The sequence below is a fragment of the Actinomadura sp. NAK00032 genome (genome assembly GCF_013364275.1).
Taxonomy (GTDB): domain Bacteria; phylum Actinomycetota; class Actinomycetes; order Streptosporangiales; family Streptosporangiaceae; genus Spirillospora.
In genome coordinates this window covers 2539461-2560710 of sequence record NZ_CP054932.1, presented here as the reverse complement: position 1 = coordinate 2560710, position 21250 = coordinate 2539461, and the positions used below count along the sequence as shown (strand labels likewise).

General features: G+C 74.5%; 18 protein-coding genes. 8 read left to right on the top strand and 10 right to left on the bottom strand.

The features are described from left to right. Positions 1-5 precede the first annotated feature (5 nt). The 3 genes from HUT06_RS11955 (at position 6) to HUT06_RS45190 (ending at position 3879) form a co-directional block, all read left to right on the top strand. The gene (locus HUT06_RS11955; protein WP_176195789.1) at positions 6-539 is read left to right on the top strand and encodes a TetR/AcrR family transcriptional regulator; all 534 of its coding nucleotides are present in this window, start codon (positions 6-8) and stop codon (positions 537-539) included. A gap of 195 nt (positions 540-734) precedes the next feature. Continuing rightward, on the top strand, positions 735-1964 hold the full coding sequence (locus HUT06_RS11950; protein ID WP_176195788.1) for an MFS transporter: 1230 nt from the start codon (positions 735-737) through the stop codon (positions 1962-1964). A gap of 85 nt (positions 1965-2049) precedes the next feature. Then, complete coding sequence (locus HUT06_RS45190; RefSeq protein ID WP_217711286.1) at positions 2050-3879, top strand: serine/threonine-protein kinase; 1830 nt, start codon at positions 2050-2052, stop codon at positions 3877-3879. A 49-nt stretch (positions 3880-3928) separates the two neighbouring features. Here the strand turns inward: HUT06_RS45190 and HUT06_RS11940 are convergent, their stop codons facing one another. The 8 genes from HUT06_RS11940 to HUT06_RS11905 all read right to left on the bottom strand — a co-directional run bounded on the left by HUT06_RS11940 (position 3929) and on the right by HUT06_RS11905 (position 13014). Continuing rightward, positions 3929-4879 (bottom strand): electron transfer flavoprotein subunit alpha/FixB family protein, encoded by a 951-nt coding sequence (locus tag HUT06_RS11940; protein ID WP_176195787.1) that lies wholly within the window; start codon positions 4877-4879, stop codon positions 3929-3931. 23 nt (positions 4880-4902) lie between these two features. Continuing rightward, complete coding sequence (locus HUT06_RS11935; protein ID WP_176195786.1) at positions 4903-5682, bottom strand: electron transfer flavoprotein subunit beta/FixA family protein; 780 nt, start codon at positions 5680-5682, stop codon at positions 4903-4905. Positions 5683-5957: 275 nt separating this feature from the next. Beyond that, entirely contained in the window at positions 5958-7256 is a 1299-nt protein-coding gene (locus HUT06_RS11930) for a hypothetical protein (protein WP_176195785.1), read from the bottom strand. A gap of 163 nt (positions 7257-7419) precedes the next feature. After that, positions 7420-9387 carry a serine/threonine-protein kinase gene (locus tag HUT06_RS11925; protein ID WP_176195784.1) on the bottom strand — a complete coding sequence of 656 codons (1968 nt, stop codon included), beginning with the start codon at positions 9385-9387 and terminating at the stop codon, positions 7420-7422. Positions 9388-9438: 51 nt separating this feature from the next. After that, positions 9439-10251 (bottom strand): serine/threonine-protein kinase, encoded by an 813-nt coding sequence (locus HUT06_RS11920; RefSeq protein WP_176195783.1) that lies wholly within the window; start codon positions 10249-10251, stop codon positions 9439-9441. 91 nt (positions 10252-10342) lie between these two features. Next, on the bottom strand, positions 10343-11293 hold the full coding sequence (locus HUT06_RS11915; RefSeq protein ID WP_176195782.1) for an acyl-ACP desaturase: 951 nt from the start codon (positions 11291-11293) through the stop codon (positions 10343-10345). Between the two features lie 221 nt (positions 11294-11514). Then, complete coding sequence (locus HUT06_RS11910) at positions 11515-12282, bottom strand: SDR family oxidoreductase (RefSeq protein WP_176195781.1); 768 nt, start codon at positions 12280-12282, stop codon at positions 11515-11517. A 66-nt stretch (positions 12283-12348) separates the two neighbouring features. Then, entirely contained in the window at positions 12349-13014 is a 666-nt protein-coding gene (locus tag HUT06_RS11905; RefSeq protein WP_176195780.1) for an NADPH-dependent F420 reductase, read from the bottom strand. An 82-nt stretch (positions 13015-13096) separates the two neighbouring features. Between HUT06_RS11905 and HUT06_RS11900 the strand changes: the two genes are divergently transcribed. Beyond that, a complete protein-coding gene (locus HUT06_RS11900; RefSeq protein ID WP_254715129.1) occupies positions 13097-13486 on the top strand; it encodes a helix-turn-helix domain-containing protein in 390 nt (129 codons plus the stop codon). Here the strand turns inward: HUT06_RS11900 and HUT06_RS11895 are convergent. Then, the gene (locus HUT06_RS11895) at positions 13473-14255 is read right to left on the bottom strand and encodes an enoyl-CoA hydratase/isomerase family protein (protein ID WP_176195779.1); all 783 of its coding nucleotides are present in this window, start codon (positions 14253-14255) and stop codon (positions 13473-13475) included. The two genes, HUT06_RS11900 and HUT06_RS11895, sit on opposite strands and share 14 nt — an antisense overlap. A 109-nt stretch (positions 14256-14364) precedes the next feature. Here HUT06_RS11895 and HUT06_RS11890 point away from each other — a divergent pair, with 109 nt between their 5' ends. Both HUT06_RS11890 and HUT06_RS11885 read left to right on the top strand, forming a co-directional pair. Then, positions 14365-17388, top strand: coding sequence for a DEAD/DEAH box helicase (locus tag HUT06_RS11890; RefSeq protein WP_176195778.1), 3024 nt, complete (start codon positions 14365-14367; stop codon positions 17386-17388). Beyond that, a complete protein-coding gene (locus tag HUT06_RS11885) occupies positions 17388-18197 on the top strand; it encodes an SWIM zinc finger family protein (protein ID WP_176195777.1) in 810 nt (269 codons plus the stop codon). Before HUT06_RS11890 ends, HUT06_RS11885 begins: the two co-directional genes overlap by 1 nt. A 16-nt stretch (positions 18198-18213) precedes the next feature. Here the strand turns inward: HUT06_RS11885 and HUT06_RS11880 are convergent, their stop codons facing one another. Continuing rightward, the gene (locus HUT06_RS11880; RefSeq protein WP_254715128.1) at positions 18214-19383 is read right to left on the bottom strand and encodes a sensor histidine kinase; all 1170 of its coding nucleotides are present in this window, start codon (positions 19381-19383) and stop codon (positions 18214-18216) included. Between the two features lie 139 nt (positions 19384-19522). Between HUT06_RS11880 and HUT06_RS11875 the strand changes: the two genes are divergently transcribed. Further along, positions 19523-20377, top strand: coding sequence for an ABC transporter ATP-binding protein (locus tag HUT06_RS11875; protein ID WP_217711285.1), 855 nt, complete (start codon positions 19523-19525; stop codon positions 20375-20377). Further along, positions 20377-21240, top strand: coding sequence for an ABC transporter permease (locus HUT06_RS11870; protein WP_176195775.1), 864 nt, complete (start codon positions 20377-20379; stop codon positions 21238-21240). The genes HUT06_RS11875 and HUT06_RS11870 overlap by 1 nt, the downstream gene beginning before the upstream one ends. The last annotated feature ends 10 nt before the right edge of the window (positions 21241-21250 follow it).

The window sequence follows — 21250 nt, the reverse complement described above, 5'->3', positions numbered from 1 at the left end:
GGACCATGACGAAAGAAGCCCTTCTGGACGCCGCCGAGGCCGTGCTCTCCGAGCAGGGCACGCAGGCGCTGACGCTCACCGCGGTCGCCGACCGCGCCGGCGTCAGCAAGGGAGGGCTGCTCTACCACTTCCCCACCAAGGACGCGCTCGTCCGGGCCATGGTGGCGCGGGTCATCGAGGAGTTCGACGACCTGATCGCCGCCTACGTCGACACCTACGCGGGCGGCGTGCCGAGCGCCTACACCCGCGCCTACGTCGAGGCCACGTTCGAGATCCTCACCGGGGAGGCCCGCGCCTACCGGCGCTGGTCGGCCATCACGGCCGCCGCGGCCGACCCGGAGCAGGCCGAGCCGCTGAACGAGGCGATGCGCCGCTGGCACGGCCGCGACCCCGGCGAGGACCGGGACCCGGGCGCCGCGCTGGTCGTCCGGCTCGCGGCCGAGGGCCTCTGGGAAGTGGTGAGCCATGATCCCGAGCTGTACGACGCCGCGCAGCTCGAAGCGCTGAAACGGCGGCTGCTGGACCTGCTGGAGCGATGACGGGGGCACCCGCCCCCTGACTCCCCCGTCCACCGCCCCACCCCGAACCACCCCACCCCGAACCACCGGGCGGCCCCGCTGTGCGGGGACGCCCGGCTGACTCCGGGCCGCCCCGCGGTCCGGAGTTCCGCCGTGACGGTGCCGCGCGAGCAGCACCGGGGCGCCCGCCCCACCGAGCCGAGAAAGAGGTGAACCATGCTGTTCCGTGCCCGCACCGGATCGTTCCTGACCTTCGCGCTGGCCGGCCTGCTGACCGGAGTGTGGGTGGCGCGCATGCCCGCGCTGGCCGCCAAGTTCGGGACGACCGAGGGCGAGATCGGCATCGTCGTCCTCGTCTGGGGGCTCGGTGCCGTCGCGGCCATGCAGGCGCTGCGCGGCGTCATGGCGCGCGCGGGCAGCCGGACGGTGCTCCGCGTGGCCCTGCCGCTGACCGCGCTGTCCTACGTGGCGGTCGCGCTCGCGCCGACCTACGGGGTGCTGCTCGGCGCCGTCGCGCTGTTCGGCATGACGTTCGGGATCACCGACATCGCGATGAACGCGCAGGGCAGCGTCGTCGAGCGGGCGTACCGCCGGTCCATCATGAGCGGCATGCACGCCGGGTGGTGCGTCGGCGCGATGAGCGGCGGGGTGTTCGGCGTCGCGACGGCCGCCGCCGGGCTCGGCTTCACCGCGACCGTGCTGACCGCCGCGCTGGTGGCGCTGCCCGCGGGCCTCGCGCTCGGCCGCACCTACCTGCCCGACCCGGTGGCGCCCGCCGCGTCCGGGACGGGCCGCGGGGCGCGCCGCCTGCCGCCCGCGGTCTACCTGATCGGGATCCTCGGGTTCATCGCGTTCATGACCGAGGGGTCGATCGCCGACTGGAGCGGCCTGCTCCTGCACGACGAGCTGGGCGCGACGGAGGCCGTCGCGGCCGTCGGGTACCCGGTGTTCGAGCTGGCGATGCTGCTCGGGCGGCTCGTCGGCGACCGCGTCCGGATGCGCGTCGGCACCCGCCGGCTGCTGACCGGCGCGGGCCTCGGCACCGCCGCCGGCATGGCGGTCGTCGTGCTGGCGCCGGGCCCGGCCGTCGCGATCGCCGGGTTCTTCGTGACCGGGCTGGTCGTCTGCACGGTCGTCCCCACGACGATCTCGCTGGCGGGGACGGCAGCGCCGGACCGCCCGGCCGCGGCCGTCGCCCAGGTCGGCGCGATGGGCTACGGCGGGCTGCTGCTCGGCCCGGTCGTGGTCGGCTTCCTGTCGGACGCCACCTCGCTGCGCGTCGGCGTCGGCACGGTCGTCGTCCTCGCCCTGCTCATCGCCGCCGGGGCGCGCTTCGTCCCGGTCGGGAGCGGCATCGACGCGACGGCCGCCGCGGCACCCGAGCCGGCTCCCCGGACCGACCCCGCCGACACCGGCGAGACCCGGCCCGAGCCCATCGCCGCCTGATCCCGGGCGGCCCGGGGCGCGATCCGATATAAACCCAATCGGAACCGCTGCGGCGGTGCGTCGTTTCGGGTGATGGGGGCGGGCCATGGCGGGGTGGCGGGTTCCGGGGTACAGCGAGCTGCGCGTGCTCGGGGAGGGCGCGCAGGGCCGGGTGGTGCTGGCGCGGCACGACGCGACGGGACGGCCCGCGGCGATCAAGTACCTCGGGGAGTCGCTCTCCGGGGACGCGGAGTTCCGGGAGCGGTTCCGCGGCGAGGCCGAGCTGCTGAGCCGGCTCCGCAACCCGTTCGTCGCGCAGCTGTTCGGCCTGGTCGAGAGGCCGGACGGCGCGGCCATCGTGATGGAGGCGGTGGACGGGGCGTCCCTCAAGGCGGTGCTCGCCGAGCGGGGGCCGCTGCGGCCGGAGGCGGCCCTGGCGGTGCTGAAGGGCTCGCTGCTGGGCCTCGCCGCCGCGCACGACCTCGGGATCGTCCACCGCGACTACAAGCCCGCGAACGTGATCGTGCGCGGCGACGGGCTGAGCAAGCTGATCGACTTCGGCATCGCGGTGGATGCGGGCGCGGCCGGGCGGTCGGGCACGCCCGTCTACATGGCGCCCGAGCAGTGGCGGGACGAGCCCGCCTCCCCCGCGACCGACGTCTACGCGGCGGCGTGCGTCTTCTTCGAGTGCGTGACGGGGCGCCGGCCCTACACCGCCGAGGACCACGTCGGCCTGATGGGGCGCCACCTCACCGCCCCGGTCCCGGTGGAGGACGTCCCCGAGCCGCTCCGCCCGCTGATCGGGCGCGGGCTGGCCAAGAACCCGTGGGACCGCCCGATGGGCGCGGCGGCGTTCGTCGCCGAACTGGAGGCCGTCGCGGCGGACGCGTACGGGGCCGGCTGGGAGGGGCACGGCGTCCGGACGCTCGCGGGCACCGCCGCCGCGCTGTCGATGCTCTTCCCGCTCACCGCGATGGGGCTCGGCTCAGGCGGCGCGGCCGGCGCCGGGGCCGGGGCCGCCGGGGCGGGGGCTGGCGCGGCCGGAGCGGCGGGCGGCGCGGGTGGCGCGGGCGCGGCCGGAGCGGGCGGTGCCAGTGCGGGCGGTGCCGGCGCGGGTCAGGGGGTGCTCGGCGCGCTCGGCGCGAAGGGCGCGGCGGCCGTCGCGGGCGGGGCCGCCGCCGTGGCGGTAGGCGGCGGCGCGGCGGTGTACGTGGCCACGGCCGACGAGGCGCCGAAGCCGATCGTGACGCGGCTGGCCGCGCTCAGCGAACCCCAGCGGGCCATCGGGAACGGGGCCACGTTGCGGGTCCAGGGGCAGCTCGTGCGGGTCACCGGCGGGGAGCCCGGGGTCGCCCGCAAGATCAACGCAGCGCTGCGGGCGCCGCTCGAACAGCGCTGGACGAAGACCGTCAACGGCCTGAAGGACATCGGCCGCGGCGCCTACACCGATGTGGTGAAACCGCAGATCCTGCTGCGCAACGACCGGCTGCTGTCGGTCTGGTACACCGTCAGCCTGCAAGGCGACCGCGGGACGGGCTGGGACCAATCGCAGGCGGTCACCGTCGACCTCGGGACGGGCGCCGCCTACACCGCGCCCGGCCTGTTCCGCGTCCCGACCGAGCAGGGCCTCCAGCCGCTGGACGGCAAGATCAAGGCGCATCTGCCCGACGGCGTGTACTGCTGGAGCGGCCAGAGCACCCCGGGCGGGACGGTGGTCGAGCGCGGCACCGACAACCCGTCCAAGTTCGTCAACGAGGGCTCCGTCACCATGGCCCTCACGCCGAAGGGCGTCCGCGTGGCGTTCTACGGGGCGATCCTGGGCTACGCGTCGGCGTGCGGGCTGCAGGACACGGTCGTCCCGTACGGCGAGGTGGGCGAGATGCTCAAGCCCGCGCTGCTGAAGGCCGTCCCGTACCCGTCGCCCGCGCGCTCCTGAACGCCGAAGGCCCCGGCGGCGGGCGCCGCCGGGGCCGATCGCGGGGCGATCACTTGCGCTTGGTGATCTCCTCGGTGAGCTGCGGCGCGACCTGGAAGAGGTCGCCCACGATGCCGTAGTCGACGAGCTCGAAGATCGGCGCCTCGGGGTCCTTGTTGATGGCGACGATGGTCTTCGAGGTCTGCATGCCGGCCCGGTGCTGGATGGCGCCGGAGATGCCGACCGCGATGTAGAGCTGCGGCGACACGGTCTTGCCGGTCTGGCCGACCTGGAACGAGTGCGGGTACCAGCCGGCGTCCGTCGCGGCGCGGGACGCGCCGACGGCGCCGCCGAGCGAGTCGGCCAGCCCCTCGATGATCGAGAAGTTCTCGGCGCCGCCGACGCCGCGGCCGCCGGAGACGACGATCGCGGCCTCGGTCAGGTCCGGGCGCTCGCCCTTCTCCTGGACGACCTTCTCCACGATCTTCGCGCCCTTGTCGGCGTCCGACAGCGCGACCGACACCTGCTCCTCGGCCGGAGTGGCCGGGGCCGCCTCGGGGGCGACGGAGTTCGGCCGGACCGCGATGATCGGCGTGCCGGTCTTCACCTTGGCGTGCGCGATGATGCCGCCGCCGAAGATGGAGTGCTCGGCGACGAAGCCGTCGGTGACGTCCACGACGTCGGTGAGCACGCCGGAGCCGGTCTTGACCGCGAGGCGGCCCGCGACCTCCTTGCCCTCGCCGGTCGCGGCGACCAGCACGGCCGCGGGCGACTTGTCGGCCACGAGCTGGGCGAGCAGCGCGGCCTTCGGGGCGACGACGTAGGAGGTCAGCTCCTCGTCGGCGGCCACGTAGACCTTGCCGGCGCCGTACTCGCCGAGCTTGTCCTTGGCGTTCTCATAGCCCGGGCCCACCCATACCGCGGCGGCCTCGCCGAGCCGGTTGGCCAGCGTCAGCAGTTCGAGCGCGACCTTCTTGACCTCACCGTCGACATGGTCGACGAGGACGAGAATCTCAGCCATTGGTCTCTAATCCCCTTCCCCGGTCAGACGAACTTCTTCGACGCGAGGAACTCGGCGATCTTCACGCCGCCGTCGCCCTCGTCGGTGACGATCTCGCCCTTGGCGCGCGGCGGCGCCTCGGCGAAGTCGACCACCTCGGTCGCGGCGTTCGCCAGGCCCACCTGGGCCGCGTCGATGCCGGCGTCGCCCAGGCCGAGCGTCTCGACCGGCTTCTTCTTGGCCGCCATGATCCCCTTGAACGAGGGGTAGCGCGGCTCGTTGATCTTCTCGACGACGCTGACGACCGCGGGCAGGCTCGCCTCGACCCGGTCGAAGCCGTAGTCGGTCTGCCGCTGCGCCTTGATGGCCGACCCGTCGATCTCGACCTTGTTGGCGAGCGAGACCTGCGCGACGCCGAGCCGCTCGGCGAGCATCGCGGCGAGGACGCCGGTGCGCGCGTCGGTGGACTCCGAGCCGAGGATCACCAGGTCGAACCCGGTGCGGCCGAGGACCTGCTGGAGGGCGTACGAGGTCTGCAGCGCGTCGGAGCCGGCGAGGCCGTCGTCCACGAGGTGCACGGCCTTGTCGGCGCCCATGGCCAGGGACTTGCGGATCGAGTCGGTGGCCTTGCCGGGACCCATGGTCAGGACGGTCACCTCGCCGCCGTGGGCCTCCTTGATGCGCAGCGCCTCTTCGATCGCGTACTCATCGAGTTCGTTGATGACCCCGTCCGCCGCCGCGCGGTCGAGCGTGCTGTCATCGGACTTCAGCTTGCGCGGGCTCTCCGTATCGGGAACCTGCTTCACCAGGACGACGATGTTCATGGCCGGTGGCCGACCTCCCTGCACTCAGTTGGCCGCTGGAAGAGCGGCAGAGGGGCGCCGCCCATGACGGGTCGACGCGGACGTGCGCTTTCGAAGTCACAGCCTGCCAAAGACCCGAACCGGCTTCGGCGCCGGGTCCCCGATTCGGCCGTGCACCCGCCATGTTACTAGCGAGTAGCCTGCTGGCAAATCCCAGTTCGTGAGACCTTACCCACGCGAACGGGGGTTTCAGGGGCCGAATCCCATTCCGAACCGGACGTGACGCACTTCACGTCTCACCACCGGTTGACGGCGTGCTGCAGCCGGTCCAGCGAACTCTCCAGCGACTGCTGCGCCCCGTACAGCGGAGCGAAGCTCGGCGTCAGCGTCAGCGCCGCGACCCCCGCGACCAGGGCGAGCGCGCCGAGGCCGAGCACGGCGCCGGCGATGGTCCGGGGCCGCCGCGCGACGGGCAGGAACATCCGCATCAGCTGCCGGCGCGGGCCGTGCACGCCCGGCGCCGTCCACAGCACCGCCGCCCCCGCCCCGGCGCCGAACGCGGCGGCGGTGAGCGAATCGATCCTCCCGCCGGCCGCCGCCGCCGCGACGAGCACGACCGGGACGGCGACCGCGGCCGCCGCCGCGTACGGGACGGTCAGCAGCGTCCGCCCGAACGCCCCCGCCCAGCCCTTCGCCCACGTCCCCACCGGGGTGCCCGCGAGCCGCAGCAGCGTCACGGCGGCGAGCGACGCCACCAGGCCGGCGACCGGCACCACGACCACGACGGCGACCGCGATCACCACGGCCATGGCGGTGAGCAGCCGCGCCCAGCCCAGCGCCACCTTCTCCTCGTGCGCCCGCACGGGCTCCCGCCGCGCCGCCTCCGGAACCCGCGTCGGCGCCGGCGGCAACGGCGCCGCGTCGGGCGCCGGACGGGCCGCCGGGACGGCGGGCAGGTCGAGCCGGGAGGCCGCCTCCGCCAGGTCCTCCGCCGCCGGGCGCATCCCCGGATCGGGATGCGCGGCGGCCTCGACGAGCGCGCGCAGGACGTCCGGCAGCGCGCTGACCGGGGCGTCCTGCCGGCCGGTGGCGGCGAACACCACCGTCGCGGCCCACGCGCGGACGTCGCTCGCGGAGTCGGCGGCGGTCAGCGCGAAGTCGACGACGACCGGCGCGTCGTCCACGACGAGCACGGTCCCCGGACCCAGCGCCCCGTGCGCGAGGCCCGTCGCGTGGATGGCGGCGAGGGCCTTGGCCAGCCCGGCGGCCATGCGGCACAGCGCGTCCCCCGCCATCGGACCGCGCTCCGCGACCGTCTCCGCCAGCGGCCGCCCCGGAACGAACCGGGACACGACGTACGGCTGCGGCCCGGCGGGCTCACCGTCCAGGACGTCCACCACGTAGGGGCTGAGCACCTCGCGCATCCGCCCGATATCGACGGCCGCACCAGGCGGGAGCAGCCGGATCGCGACATCACGGCCATCCGGCCCAGCACCCCGGTGCACGCCCCCGGCGGCGCCAGGCGCGCCGCCGTCCAGCCCGGACAGCAGCCGGTACGGGCCGATGTGCTCCATTCGCCTCGTCTCACCGCTCATAAGGGTCGCCACCATACCGACGCATCAAGATCTGTCGAGGCCCGTCGCAGGCTGCCGAGATCATTCGGGGTCCGTCAGGCTCTCCGGGTCGGTCGCCGTCCTTCGGGGGCCGCCGGGGTTTCCGGGACCGCCGAGGTCAGCGGTACCGGGTGGGGCCCGCGGGTCACATGCCGGGGATGTTGGAGACCAGGTCGCGGACGTCGGCGCGCAGGCCCTCCAGGCTCTGGCTCATGCCGTCCAGGGGCGTGGTGTCGGGCGGCTGCCGCTGCGACAGGCCGGCCAGCACCCCGGCGAAGATGCCGAGCACCAGGACGCCGGCGAGGGCGGCCTCGGCGCGCGGCAGGAGCGCGCCCCAGATCCGGGCGAGTTGCCGCCGGGGCGCGCCGCTGCCCGGCGCGAGGCAGAGCAGCCCGATCACCGCCATGGACGAGTACGCGATGGCCTTCGACGCCGTCATGTCCGACTGCGCGAAGATCAGCACGGCGAGCATGATCAGCCCGGCCAGCAGGCTGAGCGACGTCCACAGCACCGTGGACATCAGCGCGCCCGGCAGGTGCAGCGGCGTGCGGAACGCGGCGGCGACGGCGTCGCCGGAGCGCGGCCCGCGCCTGGTCTGGCGGCCCTCCATGCCCTTGGCGGCCTTGTCGGCCGCCCGCAGCACGAACACGCCGCCGATGGCGACGCCGAGGGCGAGCAGCGGCGCGATGTTGGCGAACGCCAGCAGCGCCACCAGGACGATGAAGCTGAGCACCCGGTACCAGCCGTAGGGCTTGCGGCGGTCGCGGTCGGCGCGCTCGCGGTCGGCGCGGGCCTGGTCGGCAACGCGGCGCTGCGCGTCCTGCGTCTGCGCGTCGTAGGGCGCGCCGCGCTGCAGTGCGCCCGGTGGCGGCTGGTTCGGCGGCGGCTGGTTCGGCGGCTGGTGGGGCTGGTTGGGCGGCGGCGCGTAGGGCGGGTACGCGCCGCTCTGGCCGTACGGGTCGGGCGGGGCGTAGCCGCGTCCGCCGAACTGCTCGCCCGCCTTGAACTGCGCGGGCGGCGGGCCCGGCGGCGGTGGCGGCGGCGCGGCGGGCGGCAGCTGGCCGACGAAGTCGCGGGGCTGCGCCGGGACGGGCGCCGGCGCGGGCGCGGGCAGCGCGTTGCCGCCGGGGGTCGTCGCGGGCGGCGGCGGCGCCGGGACGTCCTGGGAGGTGTCGGGCGGCGACCCCGTCACCGGCATCGAGAACATCCGGGAGTGGTCGGGCGCCGGCTCGTCCAGGGACGTGCCGTCCGGCGGCGCGGCCGGGGCCGGGTAGTGCCGGTCGACGCGGGTCTGGTCGGTGATGGTGGCCTCGACGTGGATCCGCCGGGTGAGCTGCACCAGCTTGACGGCGGTGGGGCGCTCGGCCGGGTGCCGCGCCATCGCCGACCGCAGCACCGGCAGCATCGCGTCCGGGACGCCGTCCAGGTCCGGCGTGCCCTGCATGATCTTGTAGAAGATCGACTCGAAGGTGCCGGAGCCGAACGGCGGCCGGCCGGTGGCGGCGTAGGCGACGGTCCCGGCCCAGGCGTGCACGTCCGACGGCGGGCCCGCGTCCTCGCCCTCGATGATCTCCGGGGCGAGGTAGCCGGGGGTGCCGATGACCATGCCGGTCGCGGTGAGCCGGGTCGCGTCGGCGGCCTGCGCGATGCCGAAGTCGATGACGACGGGCTCGCCGTCCACGAGCATCACGTTGCCGGGCTTCATGTCGCGGTGCACGATCCCGGCGCCGTGGATCGCCGACAGCGCCGCCGCCAGCCCGACGCCGAGCCGCTGCAGCCCCGGCCCGTAGATCGGCCCGGCGTCCTCGACGACCTCTTCGAGCGTCCGGCCGGGGACGTACTGGGTCACGATGTAGGGCTGGTCGGCGGTCACGTCGGCGTCGAGGATCTCCGCGACGTGCGGGCTGTGCACCCGGCGCATCGAGTCGACCTCGCGGGCCAGCCGGCGGCGCGCCGTGGCGTCGCCCGCGACCGCGGGCCGCAGCACCTTGATGGCCACGTTGCGCCCCTCGGCGTCGGCGCCGAGGTAGACGACGCCCATGCCCCCTTCGCCGAGGGTCTGCAGGACGCTGTAGTGGCCGATTCGGTCCCCGGACGTGACGGCTCCCTTCATCGTTTCCGAAACCCTACCCTCGCCGCCGCGGGCGGGCGGTTCCCATCGGCGTCACGCGGCCACCCCGTCACGGGCGGTGACCGGCCCGCCCCGCCGGGCGCGCCCCCCGGCGGGCTCCCCGGCGAGCGCGCCCGCGAGCCAGCGCGCGGACGGGCGCCGGGACGGGTCGCGCAGCAGCGCCGCCCGCAGCAGCCCCGCCACCGGGGCCGGGACGCCGTCCAGGTCGGCGTGGCCGCGCAGGATCCGGAAGCACACCCCGTGCAGCGACCCGCGCCCGAACGGCGGGCGGCCCGTCGCCGCGTACGCGACGGTCGCCGCCCAGGAGAACACGTCCGACGCGGTGGTGGCGCGCTCCCCCTCGATCAGCTCCGGGGCCAGGTAGGCGGGCGTCCCCACGACCATCCCGCGCCGGGTGAGCTGCTCGGCGCCGGCCTCGTGCGCGATCCCGAAGTCGATCAGCGTGGGCCGGTCGCCCAGCACGATGACGTTGCCCGGCGACACGTCGCGGTGCAGCACGCCCGCGTCGTGGACGTCGCCGAGCGCGAGCGCCAGCCGGCGCGCGAACCGGGCGAGCCGGTCGCCGCGCAGCGGCCCGTACGCCGCGATCAGGTCGTTCAGCGGGCAGCCCGGCACGTACTGCATGACCACGTGCGGCCGCTCCGCGGTGATCGCCCCGTCCAGCAGCCGGGCGACGTGGGCGCTGCGCACCCGCGCCTGCGCCCGCATCTCCCGTGCCAGCCGGTCGATCGCCTCCGCCACCCCCGTCAGCTCGGGTATCAGCTCCTTGACCGCGACCTCGCGGCCCTCGGAGTCCATGGCGAGGTAGACCACGGCCGTGCTCCCCCGGCCGATCTCGTCCAGCAACCGATACCCGCCCAGTCGCCGATGCGTCCCCATGCATGCTTTGACGCCGGGAACGGGGGCCGCGTTCCCGCGAACCGCGGCGCGGGCCGGCTCAGCCCCTGCGGGCGGCCTGGCGGGCGCGGCGCTCCTCGCGGCGGGTCTCGAACTTGGTGGCGGCGGCGTCGAGCTGGTCCAGGAACTCAGCCAGCTCCTCGCGGGCCTTCTCGCCCTCGCCGGACAGGTCGGTGCGGTCGAACACGCCCCACTTGCGCAGCACGGGGACGAGCACGTCGTCGTGGTGCAGCCGCAGGTCGTAGATGCCGGCGTTGGCGATGATCACGGACTTGCGCAGGAAGCCGTCGATGCTGTGACCGGGCATCTGGAAGCCCTTCACCACGTCGGTGATCGCCCGCATCGTCTCGTTCGGGGCAGCCTCCAGCGCGGCGGCCATCAGGTTCCGGTAGAAGATCATGTGCAGGTTCTCGTCGGCGGCGATGCGGGCCATCATCTGCTCGCAGACGGGGTCGCCGGACGCCTTGCCGGTGTTGCGGTGCGACACGCGGGTGGCCAGCTCCTGGAACGACACGTACGCCGTGCCGTGCAGGATCGAGTCGCCGTGGTCGGCCTCGTAGCCGGCCTCCATGTGGTGCATGCGGGCGCGCTCCAGCGCGACCGGGTCGACCGCGCGGGTCACGGTGAGGTAGTCGCGCAGGACGATGCCGTGCCGGTTCTCCTCGGCCGTCCAGCGGTTGACCCAGGTCCCCCAGGCGCCCTCGCGGCCGTAGACGGTGGCGATGGCGCGGTGGTAACCGGGGAGGTTGTCCTCGGTGAGCAGGTTGACGATCAGCGACTCGCGCGCCTCGACGCTCAGCTTCGACTGCTCCAGCGACCAGGGCTCGCCGTCCAGCAGCCCGTCGTAGTCGCGGCCCTGGCTCCACGGGACGTACTGGTGCGGGAACCATTCCTTGGCCATCGAGAGGTGCCGGTTCAGTTCCGTCTCGACCACCGGCTCGAGGTCGTGGAGGATGCCGGTCTGGAACTTCTCTTCGGGGGTCACGGACATGCGGTTCCTTCGCTGGGACGAGGTGGACTTGCCGGACGCGGGGCCGCGTCCGCGGCTCGATCGGGGCGCCCAGCAGGCCGTACACAACCTACTCAAGCGTAGGTTCGATCGTCGCCACTCGCCGTGACCCCCGTCAAGTCAGCACCGCCACAATCAACCCCCGGCAACTTTTGTAGACCTGAGCAAACCGGCGGCGGCGTCAGCGGCGAGGCGGGACGGCGTCAGCGCGTGTCGGCGGCCTGCTGCCACATGCGGTTCACGGCCGCCCTGAGCAGCGGTCTCGGCACGAGCTTCAGCGCCGGCATGGCCGCCTTGTACTGCATGCCGGGAACGCACAGCGCGCGCCCGGCGGCCACCGCGTCCAGGCCCGCGCGCGCCACGTCGTCGCGGCGCAGCCACAGCAGGTTGGCGGGGACGTCGTCCTCCGTGCGGGTGAAGCCGGGGCACAGCGCCGTCACGTGCACGCCCTTGCCCGACACCTCCGAGTGCAGGCTCTCCGAGAACGACGCCACGTACGCCTTGGTGGCCCCGTAGGTGGCGCTGCCGGGCGACGGCGCGAACCCCGACATCGAGGCGACGTTCAGCACCCCGCCCCGGCCGCGCTCGACCATCCCCGGCAGCGCAGCGTGCGTGAGCCGGACGAGCGCGGTGACGTTCAGCTCGATCTGCGCCAGATGATCGTCCAGCGGCAGTTCCGCGAACGCTCCAAAAGCGCCGTACCCGGCGTTGTTCACCAGCAGCTCGACCGGGTCGGCGCGCAGCCGCCCCTCGACCTCGGCGCGCTGCGCGGGGTCGGTGAGGTCGGCGGCCACCACCTCCACCGCGACCCGGTACCGCTCGACCAGCTCGCGGGCCAGCCCGTCCAGCAGCTCGGCCCGGCGCGCCACGACCACCAGGTCGGTGCCGCGGCCGGCCAGCAGGCGCGCGAAGCTCTCCCCGATGCCGCTGGACGCGCCCGTCACGAGCGCGGTTCGGTAGGCGTGTCGCATGGCGGCCGATGCTATCGACGGAACCCCACCGCTCCCGGCAGCACACTCGAAAACAGAAGTAACGGTTTAACCCTCACATACCGAGGTGCGGCGCGGGTCGCCGCCGGCGTGCGCGGGCGGCGGCAGCATCGCGGACGGGTCCTCGCCCGCGACCAACAGCCCGACCACGAACGCGGCCGCCGCCTCCAGCAGCCCCGCCCGCTCCAGGCCCCCGCCGTCCATCGGCACGCAGCCGAGATCCGCGACGAGCGCCCTGACCGCGGCGAGCGCCTCCGCGTCGTCCCCGCACAGCGGCACGCCGAGGGGCCGCCCGCCGAACTCCGGCGGCTCCATCCGCCACACGCTCTCGTGGCACAGATTGAACGCCTTGACGACCCGCGCGCCGGTCGCGTCCGCGATCCGCCTAGCCGCCGAGGGGCCGCCCTCCGTCTTGAGCCGCTCGAACGGCGGCTCCATCGGGTTGGTGCAGTCGATCAGCACCCGCCCGTCCAGCGGGCCCGCCGCGCGCAGGACGTCCTCCACGCCCTCGTGCCACACGGCGAGCAGCAGCACACCACCGTGCTCGGCCGCCTCCCGCAGGGTGCCGCCGGCCGCACCGTGCCCGATCCGCTCCGCCAGCGCCACCGCCTTCGCGGGCGTGCGCGCCCCGATCCGCACCTCATGGCCCTTGCGCGCCCACTGCGTCGCCAGCGCGTCCGCCATGTTCCCCGCGCCCAGCACTCCGATCCGCATGATGACCTCCCGCTCGATTACCGTCGGACGGGACGCTAAGCGGTCCGTTCGGCACCAACTGGTGCGTAACGGGAGGGGCAGAATGCCGGACGACACCATGAACACAGCGGCTTTTCTCAACGACGGCGGGTTCGCCGCGGACTGCCAGACCCGGATGGCCCTCGACCTCCTGTCCGGCACGTGGACGGGCGTCGTGCTCTGGACGCTGCGCGACGGCCCGCTCCGCCCGGGCCACCTGCGGGACCGGATCGGCGGCATCAGCCACAAGGTGCTGACCGAGACGCTCCGCCGCCTCGAACAGAACGGGCTCGTGACGCGGCGCCGCTACGCGGAGGCACCACCGCGCGTCGAGTACGAGCTGACCGGCCCCGGGCGGGGGATGCTGAAGCCCCTGTACGCCCTGGGCCGGTGGACCGAGGACTACGCCGACGAGGTGCTGGACGCGCAGGAGCGCATGCTCAGCGGCCGGTGAACTTCGCTTTGCCGGGGCCTTCCTCCATGAAGCTCTTCATGCCGTTCGCCTGGTCGTCGGTGGCGAACAGGGCGGCGAACTGCGCCCGCTCGATCTCCAGGCCGGTGTCGAGGTCGGCCTCCAGACCCCGGTCGACGGCCTGCTTGGCGGCGCGCAGCGCGATCGCCGGGCCGCCGGCGAACGTCGCCGCCCACTCCTTCGCGGCCGTGTAGACGTCGGCGTCCGGCACGACCCGGTCGACCAGGCCCATCGCGAGCGCCTCGGCCGCCTCGACGTGCCGTCCGGAGAAGATCAGGTCCTTCGCGCGGGACGGGCCGACGAGGCGGGACAGCCGCTGCGTGCCGCCCGCGCCGGGGATGATGCCGAGCTGGATCTCCGGCTGCCCGACCTTCGCGCCCTCGCCCGCGACCCGGAAGTCGGCGGTCAGCGCGACCTCCAGCCCGCCGCCGAGCGCGTACCCGGTGATCGCGGCGATGACCGGCTTCGGGATCGCGGCCAGCTCCCGGGTGAAGTCCTGCAGGAGCCGGGACGGCGCGCCCGACATCTCCGCGTACGACATGGGCGCCATCTCCTTGATGTCCGCCCCGGCCGCGAACACCTTCTCCCCGCCGTACAGCACGACCGCGCCGGCCTCGGCGTCCTCGGACACCTGCCGCGCCGCCTCGATCAGCTCCCGCTGCATCTGGGCGTTCAGGGCGTTCATCTTCGGCCGGTCCAGCCTGATCGTCGCGACCCCGTCCTCGATCTCGACCCGTACGAACTCGCCCACGGCGACCCTCCTGCGCATCCGGCGGTGAACGTCCCCGAGCCTAGCCAGCGACGGGTGCGGCGGTTGTGACGGGTAGTGCTGTCGGAGGCTGCTGGTAGCTTCGGTGACCATGCTCGTCGCCCACGCCACCTGGCATGGCGGTGCGCTCTGCCTGTGGGCCGAGCGCACCGGCCCGTACGAGCCGTCACCGGACGTCCACCCCTTCGCGACCTGCGACTTCACCGGGACGTCGTACGAGCCGCTCGTCCGCACGGGGTTCCGCGTCGAGCTGGCGATGACGCTGCCGACCCGCGGCGACCACCCGCTGCCCTCGGCCGAGCTGGGCCCCGAGCCGGTGCGGGACGAGCCGGAGCTGCGGCCGTGGCGGGTGCCCGCGCTCGTCCTCGAACCGTTCCCCGCGATGGCGCTGCTCCAGGCCGCCGAGCACAGCGGCGACGTCGTCCCCGGCAGCGACCTGCGGTTCCTGTGCCTGCTCGCGGACGAGGCCGTCCACCTCGCCGGGCGCGGCCACGTGCTGCCCGCCCTGCTGCGCGAGGACGGCGACCTCGTGGCCCGGTGGCGCCCGGTGATCGACGACCCCGCCCGCTTCCGCGACCTCGTGCGCGCCATGCCCGCCGCGTGCCGCGCGGCCGACGGCGGGCGCCCCGCCGCCGAGGTGCTGCGGGAGGCGCTGTCCGGGCTGGTCGACACGGCCGTCCGGGGGGTGGTGCCGCACCCGCTGCTGGTGTCGCGGCGCAAGGAGCCCGACCGGCTGCCGCTCGCCGAGCGCTGGGTGATGGCGCTGACCGGGCCGTCCGCCGCCGTCGCCCGCGAGCCCCGCGACGACCCCGCCGACCTGATCGCCGAGCTGGACGCGTGGGCCGCCGCCGCGCGCCGCCCGTCCGGCCCGCTGCGCGTCTGCTTCCGCCTCGCCGAGCCGGGCGCGGCGGAGTTCGGCGACCAGCAGGAGTTCGGCGAGCCGGCCGGTCGCGACGAAGCGGACGCCGACTCCTGGCGGGTCGAGTTCGCGCTCCAGGGCACCGACGACCCCAGCCTCTACGTCCCGGCCGCCCTGGTCTGGGACGGCGAGGCCACCTCGATCCCCGACGCGGAGGAGACCCTCCTCGGCGGCCTCGGCCGGGCGCTGCGCCTGTTCCCCGACATGGCGCCCGCGCTGAACGGCGCCGCACCGGCCGAGCTGGTCCTCGACACCGCAGGCGCGTTCCGCTTCCTGCGGCAGGCGGCGCCGATGCTCGCCGCCGCCGGTTTCGGCGTCCTGCTCCCCCAGTGGGCGGGCAAGGCGAAGCTCGGCATGAAGCTGACCACCCGCACCGAGGACCCGGAGGCGTCCGCCGGCGCCGCCGCGCCCTCCGGCTTCGACCTGAAGGGCATGGTCGACTTCCGCTGGGACCTCGCCATCGGCGACGCGAGCATCGACGAGGCCGAGCTGGAGGAGCTGGCCCGCCTCAAGACCCCGCTCGTCCGCCTGCGCGGCCAGTGGGTGGAGCTGGACGAGCGGCAGCTCGAAGCGGCCCTCGACTTCCTGCGCCACCCGCGCCGGGGCCGGATGACCGCCGCCGAGGCGATCCGCGCGATCGTCCACGCGGGCGACGACGCCCTCCCCCTCACCGAGGTCGACGCGGCCGGCCCGCTCGGCGACCTGCTCTCCGGCGAGGCCGACCGCCGCCTCACCCCCATGCGCACCCCGGACGAGCTGGACGCCGAGCTCCGCCCCTACCAGGAGCGGGGCCTCGCCTGGCTGACCTTCATGAACGACCTGGGGCTGGGCGCGCTGCTCGCCGACGACATGGGGCTCGGTAAAACGATCTCCGTGCTGTCGCTGCTCGTGCACGAGCGCGAGGACGGCGCCCGCCCGGGGCCGACGCTCGCGATCCTGCCGATGTCGCTGGTGGGGAACTGGCAGCGGGAGGCGGCGCGGTTCACGCCCAAGTTGCGCGTCCACGTCCACCACGGGGCGGGGCGGCATCGCGGGGACGACCTCGTCGAGGCCGTCGCGGGGGCCGATCTGGTGCTGACCACCTACGGGACGGCCGCGCGGGACGCGGAGATGCTCGCCGCCGTCGCGTGGGAGCGGGTGATCTGCGACGAGGCGCAGGCGCTCAAGAACAGTGCGACGCGGCAGGCGCGGGCCGTGCGGAGCATCCCGGCGCGCACCCGGATCGCGCTCACCGGTACCCCGGTCGAGAACCACCTGACCGAGCTGTGGTCGATCATGGAGTTCGCGAACCCGGGGCTGCTCGGGCCGCGCGCCGAGTTCCGGCGGCGGTTCGCGATCCCGATCGAGCGGGAGGGCGACGAGCAGGCGGCGCTGGCGCTGAAGCGGGCCACTCAGCCGTTCGTGCTGCGCCGTCTGAAGACCGATAAGTCGATCATCTCCGACCTGCCGGAGAAGCAGGAGATCAAGGTCTACTGCAACCTCACCACCGAGCAGGCGTCGCTGTACCGGGCGACGGTGGACGACATGCTCCAGCAGATCGCCGAGGCCGACGAGAAGCAGCGGCGCGGGCTCGTCCTCGCGACGATGGCGAAGCTCAAGCAGGTCTGCAACCACCCGGCGCAGCTGCTGAAGGACGGCTCGCGCCTCCCCGGCCGCTCCGGGAAGCTGCAGCGCCTGGAGGAGATCTGCGCCGAGGTCCTGGAGCAGGGCGAGAAGGCCCTGGTCTTCACCCAGTACGCCGAGTTCGGCTCGATGCTCCAGCCCTACCTCGCCGCGCGCCTCGAGCGCCCCGTCCTGTGGCTGCACGGCGGGACGTCCAAGCAGGCCCGCGACGACCTCGTCCAGCACTTCCAGGGCGATCCCGAGCCGGCGGTGTTCCTGCTGTCCCTCAAGGCCGCCGGGACGGGCCTGACCCTGACCGCGGCGAACCACGTCGTGCACGTCGACCGCTGGTGGAACCCCGCCGTCGAGGACCAGGCCACCGACCGCGCGTTCCGCATCGGCCAGACGCGCAACGTCCAGGTCCGCAAGTTCATCTGCGTCGGCACGATGGAGGAGCGCGTCGACGAGATGATCGAGCGCAAGAAGGCCCTCGCCGAGTCGATCGTCGGCACCGGTGAGGACTGGCTCACCGAGCTGTCGGTCGCCGAGCTCCGCGACGTGCTGCGGCTGTCCCCCGAGGCGGTGAGCGACTGATGGACGACGACGTGCGCGGTGCCGGGGGCGTCGAGGGCATCAGGGCCCGCACCAAGCGCGGCTCGATCGGCACCGAGTGGTGGTCGCGGCGCTTCATCGACCTCGTCGAGTCGTTCGCCGACAAGGGCCGCCTCCAGCGCGGCCGCACCTACGCCCGCAAGGGCAGCGTGTTCGACCTGCGCGTCGAGCCGTACGAGGTCACCGCGAAGGTGCACGGCTCGGCGCCCGAGCCCTACGAGGTCGCGCTCGGCATCGACGCGATCGACGAGGCGGACTGGCGGGCCGTCGAGCGGGAGCTGGCGTCCCGCGCGGTGTTCCGGGCCCGGCTGCTGGCCGGGGAGATGCCGCCGGAGATCGAGTGGGTGTTCGCCGAGCTCGGCCTCGCGCTCTTCCCCGGCTCGGCGTCCGACCTGCACCTCATGTGCGACTGCCCCGACTGGGGCGACCCGTGCAAGCACGCCGCCGCCGTCCTGTACCTGCTCGCGGAGGCGTTCGACGACGACCCGTTCCTCATCCTGCGGTGGAACGGCCGGGGCCGCGACCGGCTCCTCGCCGGCCTGCGGCGCGGCGCCGCCGCCGCACCCGACCCGCTCGACGTCGCGGACGAACCGCTCACGGCCGCCGGGTTCTGGACGCCTCCGTCCGGCCTGGCGCGCCTGCGCGACCGACCGCCCGCGCCCCCGGTCCCGCACGGCTTCGTCCTCCAGGTGGCCGCACCGCCGCCGATCAAGATCCGACGGCGCTCCCTCCCCGACGTCCTGGCTCCCGCCTACGAGGCGCTGGCCACCCAGGACGACACCTCCGACTGACCGTGGCCGGCGCGGGCTAGAGCGGGAGCCGGGCGCGGACGGTGAAGCCGCCGTCCGGGGCGGGGCCGGCCTCCAGGCTGCCGCCGAGCGACTCGGCGCGGTCGCGCATCCCGCGGATGCCGCTGCCGTCCTCGGACGACGCGTCCGGTGCCTGCTGCCCGTCGTCCTGCACGGTGACGGTCACGTGCGCGCCGGCGTAGGCGACGCGGACGACGGCGGTGGACGCGGCGCTGTGCCGGGTCACGTTGGTGAGGGCCTCCTGGACGATCCGGTACGCGGCGAGGTCGGCCTCGGCGGGCAGGGGGCGCGGCTCGCCCTCGGTCTCGGTGCGGATCGTCAGGCCGGCGGCGGCGATGCCGCCGGTCAGTTCGTCCAGCCGGGCGAGGCCCGGGGCGGGCGCGACGGGCGCGGCCTCGTCGACCTGGCGGAGGACGCCGAGGGTGGCGCGCATCTCGCGGAGCGTCTCCTTGCTCGCCTTCTTGATGGCGGTGAGGGCCTCCTCGGCGCGCTCGGGCTCGCGGCGCAGTCCGTGCAGCGCGGCGGCGGCCTGCACGTTGATCAGGGAGATGTTGTGGCCGAGGACGTCGTGCAGTTCGCGGGCGATGCGCAGCCGCTCCTCGACGGCGCGGCGGCGGGCCTCGGCCTCCCGGCCGCGCTCGGCGACCCGGGCGCGCTCCTCGGCCTCGCGCAGGTAGGCGCGGCGGTTGCGGACGACGCCGCCGATCGCGACGACGGCGACGAACCAGCCGGCGAGCAGGAAGGACGCCGCGTCGGCGAGGTGGTTGATGTCGTCGTGCCGGTCGGCGGCCACGGAGCCGGCGATCGAGACCGCCGCGAGCGCGGAGGACGCCACGAGGTGCCCTTCGGCCGCCGCCGTGTAGAGCGCGAGCACGAAGGCGACCACGAGCGGGCCGTCCGGTTCCACCAGCGGGTAGTAGGCGCCGCACGCGAAGAACGTGACGACGGCGACCGCGACCGGGTGGCTCAGGCGGAAGTAGAGCGCGCCGCACGCGACCGCCATCAGCGCCCAGCCGTAGACGGGCATCCGCGTGGACGCGCCCGTCTGGATCGATACGAGCGTCAGCGCGGCCGTGACCGCGAACAAGCCGCCGGCCAGGAGCGCGTTCGCCGAGCGCGTGCCCGGAGTCCACGGGACCGGGCGCTCGCGTGGTTTCGCCAGTCGCACATGTCCATCCTGCCAGGGTCCTTCCGCTTGTGACGGTCCGTCTGCTTGCGAGACTGCGATGGGATGTAGTACTTCTACTATCAATAGAAGTAGGAGTCGGGTGGATGATCCAAGTTCCCGTATGGGGGGTGCGCGTCAGATGAGCGAGCCGGTGATCCGGGCGCGGGACCTGCGTATGCGCTACGGCCGCACCGAGGTGCTGCGCGGCGTCGACCTGGAGGTCGGCGCCGGCGAGGTAGTGGCCCTGCTCGGGCCGAATGGTGCCGGGAAGACCACCACGATCGAGATCCTGGAGGGGTTCCGGCGCCGTTCGGCCGGGGAGGCCGCGGTGCTCGGCACCGACCCCGGGACGGGCGGGGACGCGTGGCGGGCGCGGCTCGGCATCGTCCTGCAGGACTGGCAGGACCACCCGCGCTGGCGCGTGCGGCCGCTGCTGGCGCACATCGCCGCGTTCTACCCGCGGCCGCGCGACCCGGACGAGCTGCTGGCCGCCATGGGCCTCACCGCGCAGGCCGGGCAGGCGGTCGGGCGATTGTCGGGCGGCCAGCGGCGGCGGCTCGACATCGCGCTCGGCATCGTGGGCCGCCCCGAGCTGCTGTTCCTGGACGAGCCGACCGCCGGCTTCGACCCGGAAGCGCGCCGGGAGTTCCACGGCCTGGTCGAGCGGCTCGCGCGGGAGGAGGGCATGACCGTGCTGCTCACGACGCACGACCTCGCCGAGGCGGAGCGGCTCGCCGACCGGATCGCGATCCTCGTCGACGGCGAGGTCCGCGTCTGCGGTACCCCGTCCGGGCTGGCGTCGGTGGTGCAGGCGGCATCGGAGGTGCGCTGGCTGGAGGACGGGACGCGGCGCGCCGAGCGGACGTCCGACCCGTCCGGGCTGGCGTTCGACCTGCACCGGCGGTTCGGCGGGCCGGTCCCGGGCCTGGAGATCCGGCGGCCGTCGCTGGAGCAGAGCTATCTCGATCTCGTGTCACGGAAGGAGGCCGCGTGATGAGCGCGCCGGGCATGCGGGCGATGAGGATCGGGCTGCGCCGCGGCTGGACGGAGCACGTCCAGTTCCTGAGCAGCCGCAAGGAGCTGGCGTCCGCGCTGGTCGGCACGGTCGGGGTGTACGTGCTGCTGGTCCGCTGGCAGGGCGGCAACGTCGTGGAGGGCACCGGGGAGTCCCAGGCCGTCCTGATGACGGCGGGGTTCATCGCGTTCTCGGTGTTCTCCGCGGCGCTGCTGAACCTGCCGATGGGCATCGCCGCCGACCGCGAGGAGGGGACGCTGCTGCGGCTGCGCACGGTGCCCGGCGGGCCGTCGGCCTACCTGGTCGGGCGCGCGGTGTCGGTGCTGCTGCAGATCGCCGGGTACGTGCTGCTGATGCTGGTCGCGGGCGCGGCGGTCGCCGGGCTCCGGCTGCCGGCCGCACCGGCCGACTGGCTGACCCTGGCCTGGGTGCTCGCGCTCGGCACGCTGTCGGTCGTCCCGGTCGGCGCGGCCCTCGGGGCGCTGCTGCCCGGCCCGCGCAACGCCGCGAGCATCCTGTCGCTGCCGGTGATGGCGCTCGTGGTCGTCTCCGGGGTGATGTTCCCGGTGGCGCGGCTGCCGGAGGCCGTGCAGACCGCCGCGCAGTTCTTCCCGCTGTACTGGCAGGGGCTCGGGCTGCGGGCGGTGTTCCTGCCGGACGCGATGGCGGCCGCCGAGATCGGCGGGACGTGGCGGCTGCCGGAGACCGCCGCCGTCCTCGGGGCCTGGGCCGCCGCCGGGCTGCTGCTGGCGCCGTGGGTGCTGCTGCGCGCGACGCGGCGCGAGTCCGGCGCCCGGGTGGCCGAGCGCCGCGAGCGGCGCGCCGCCCAGGGCGCGCTGTGACCCGGCGGTC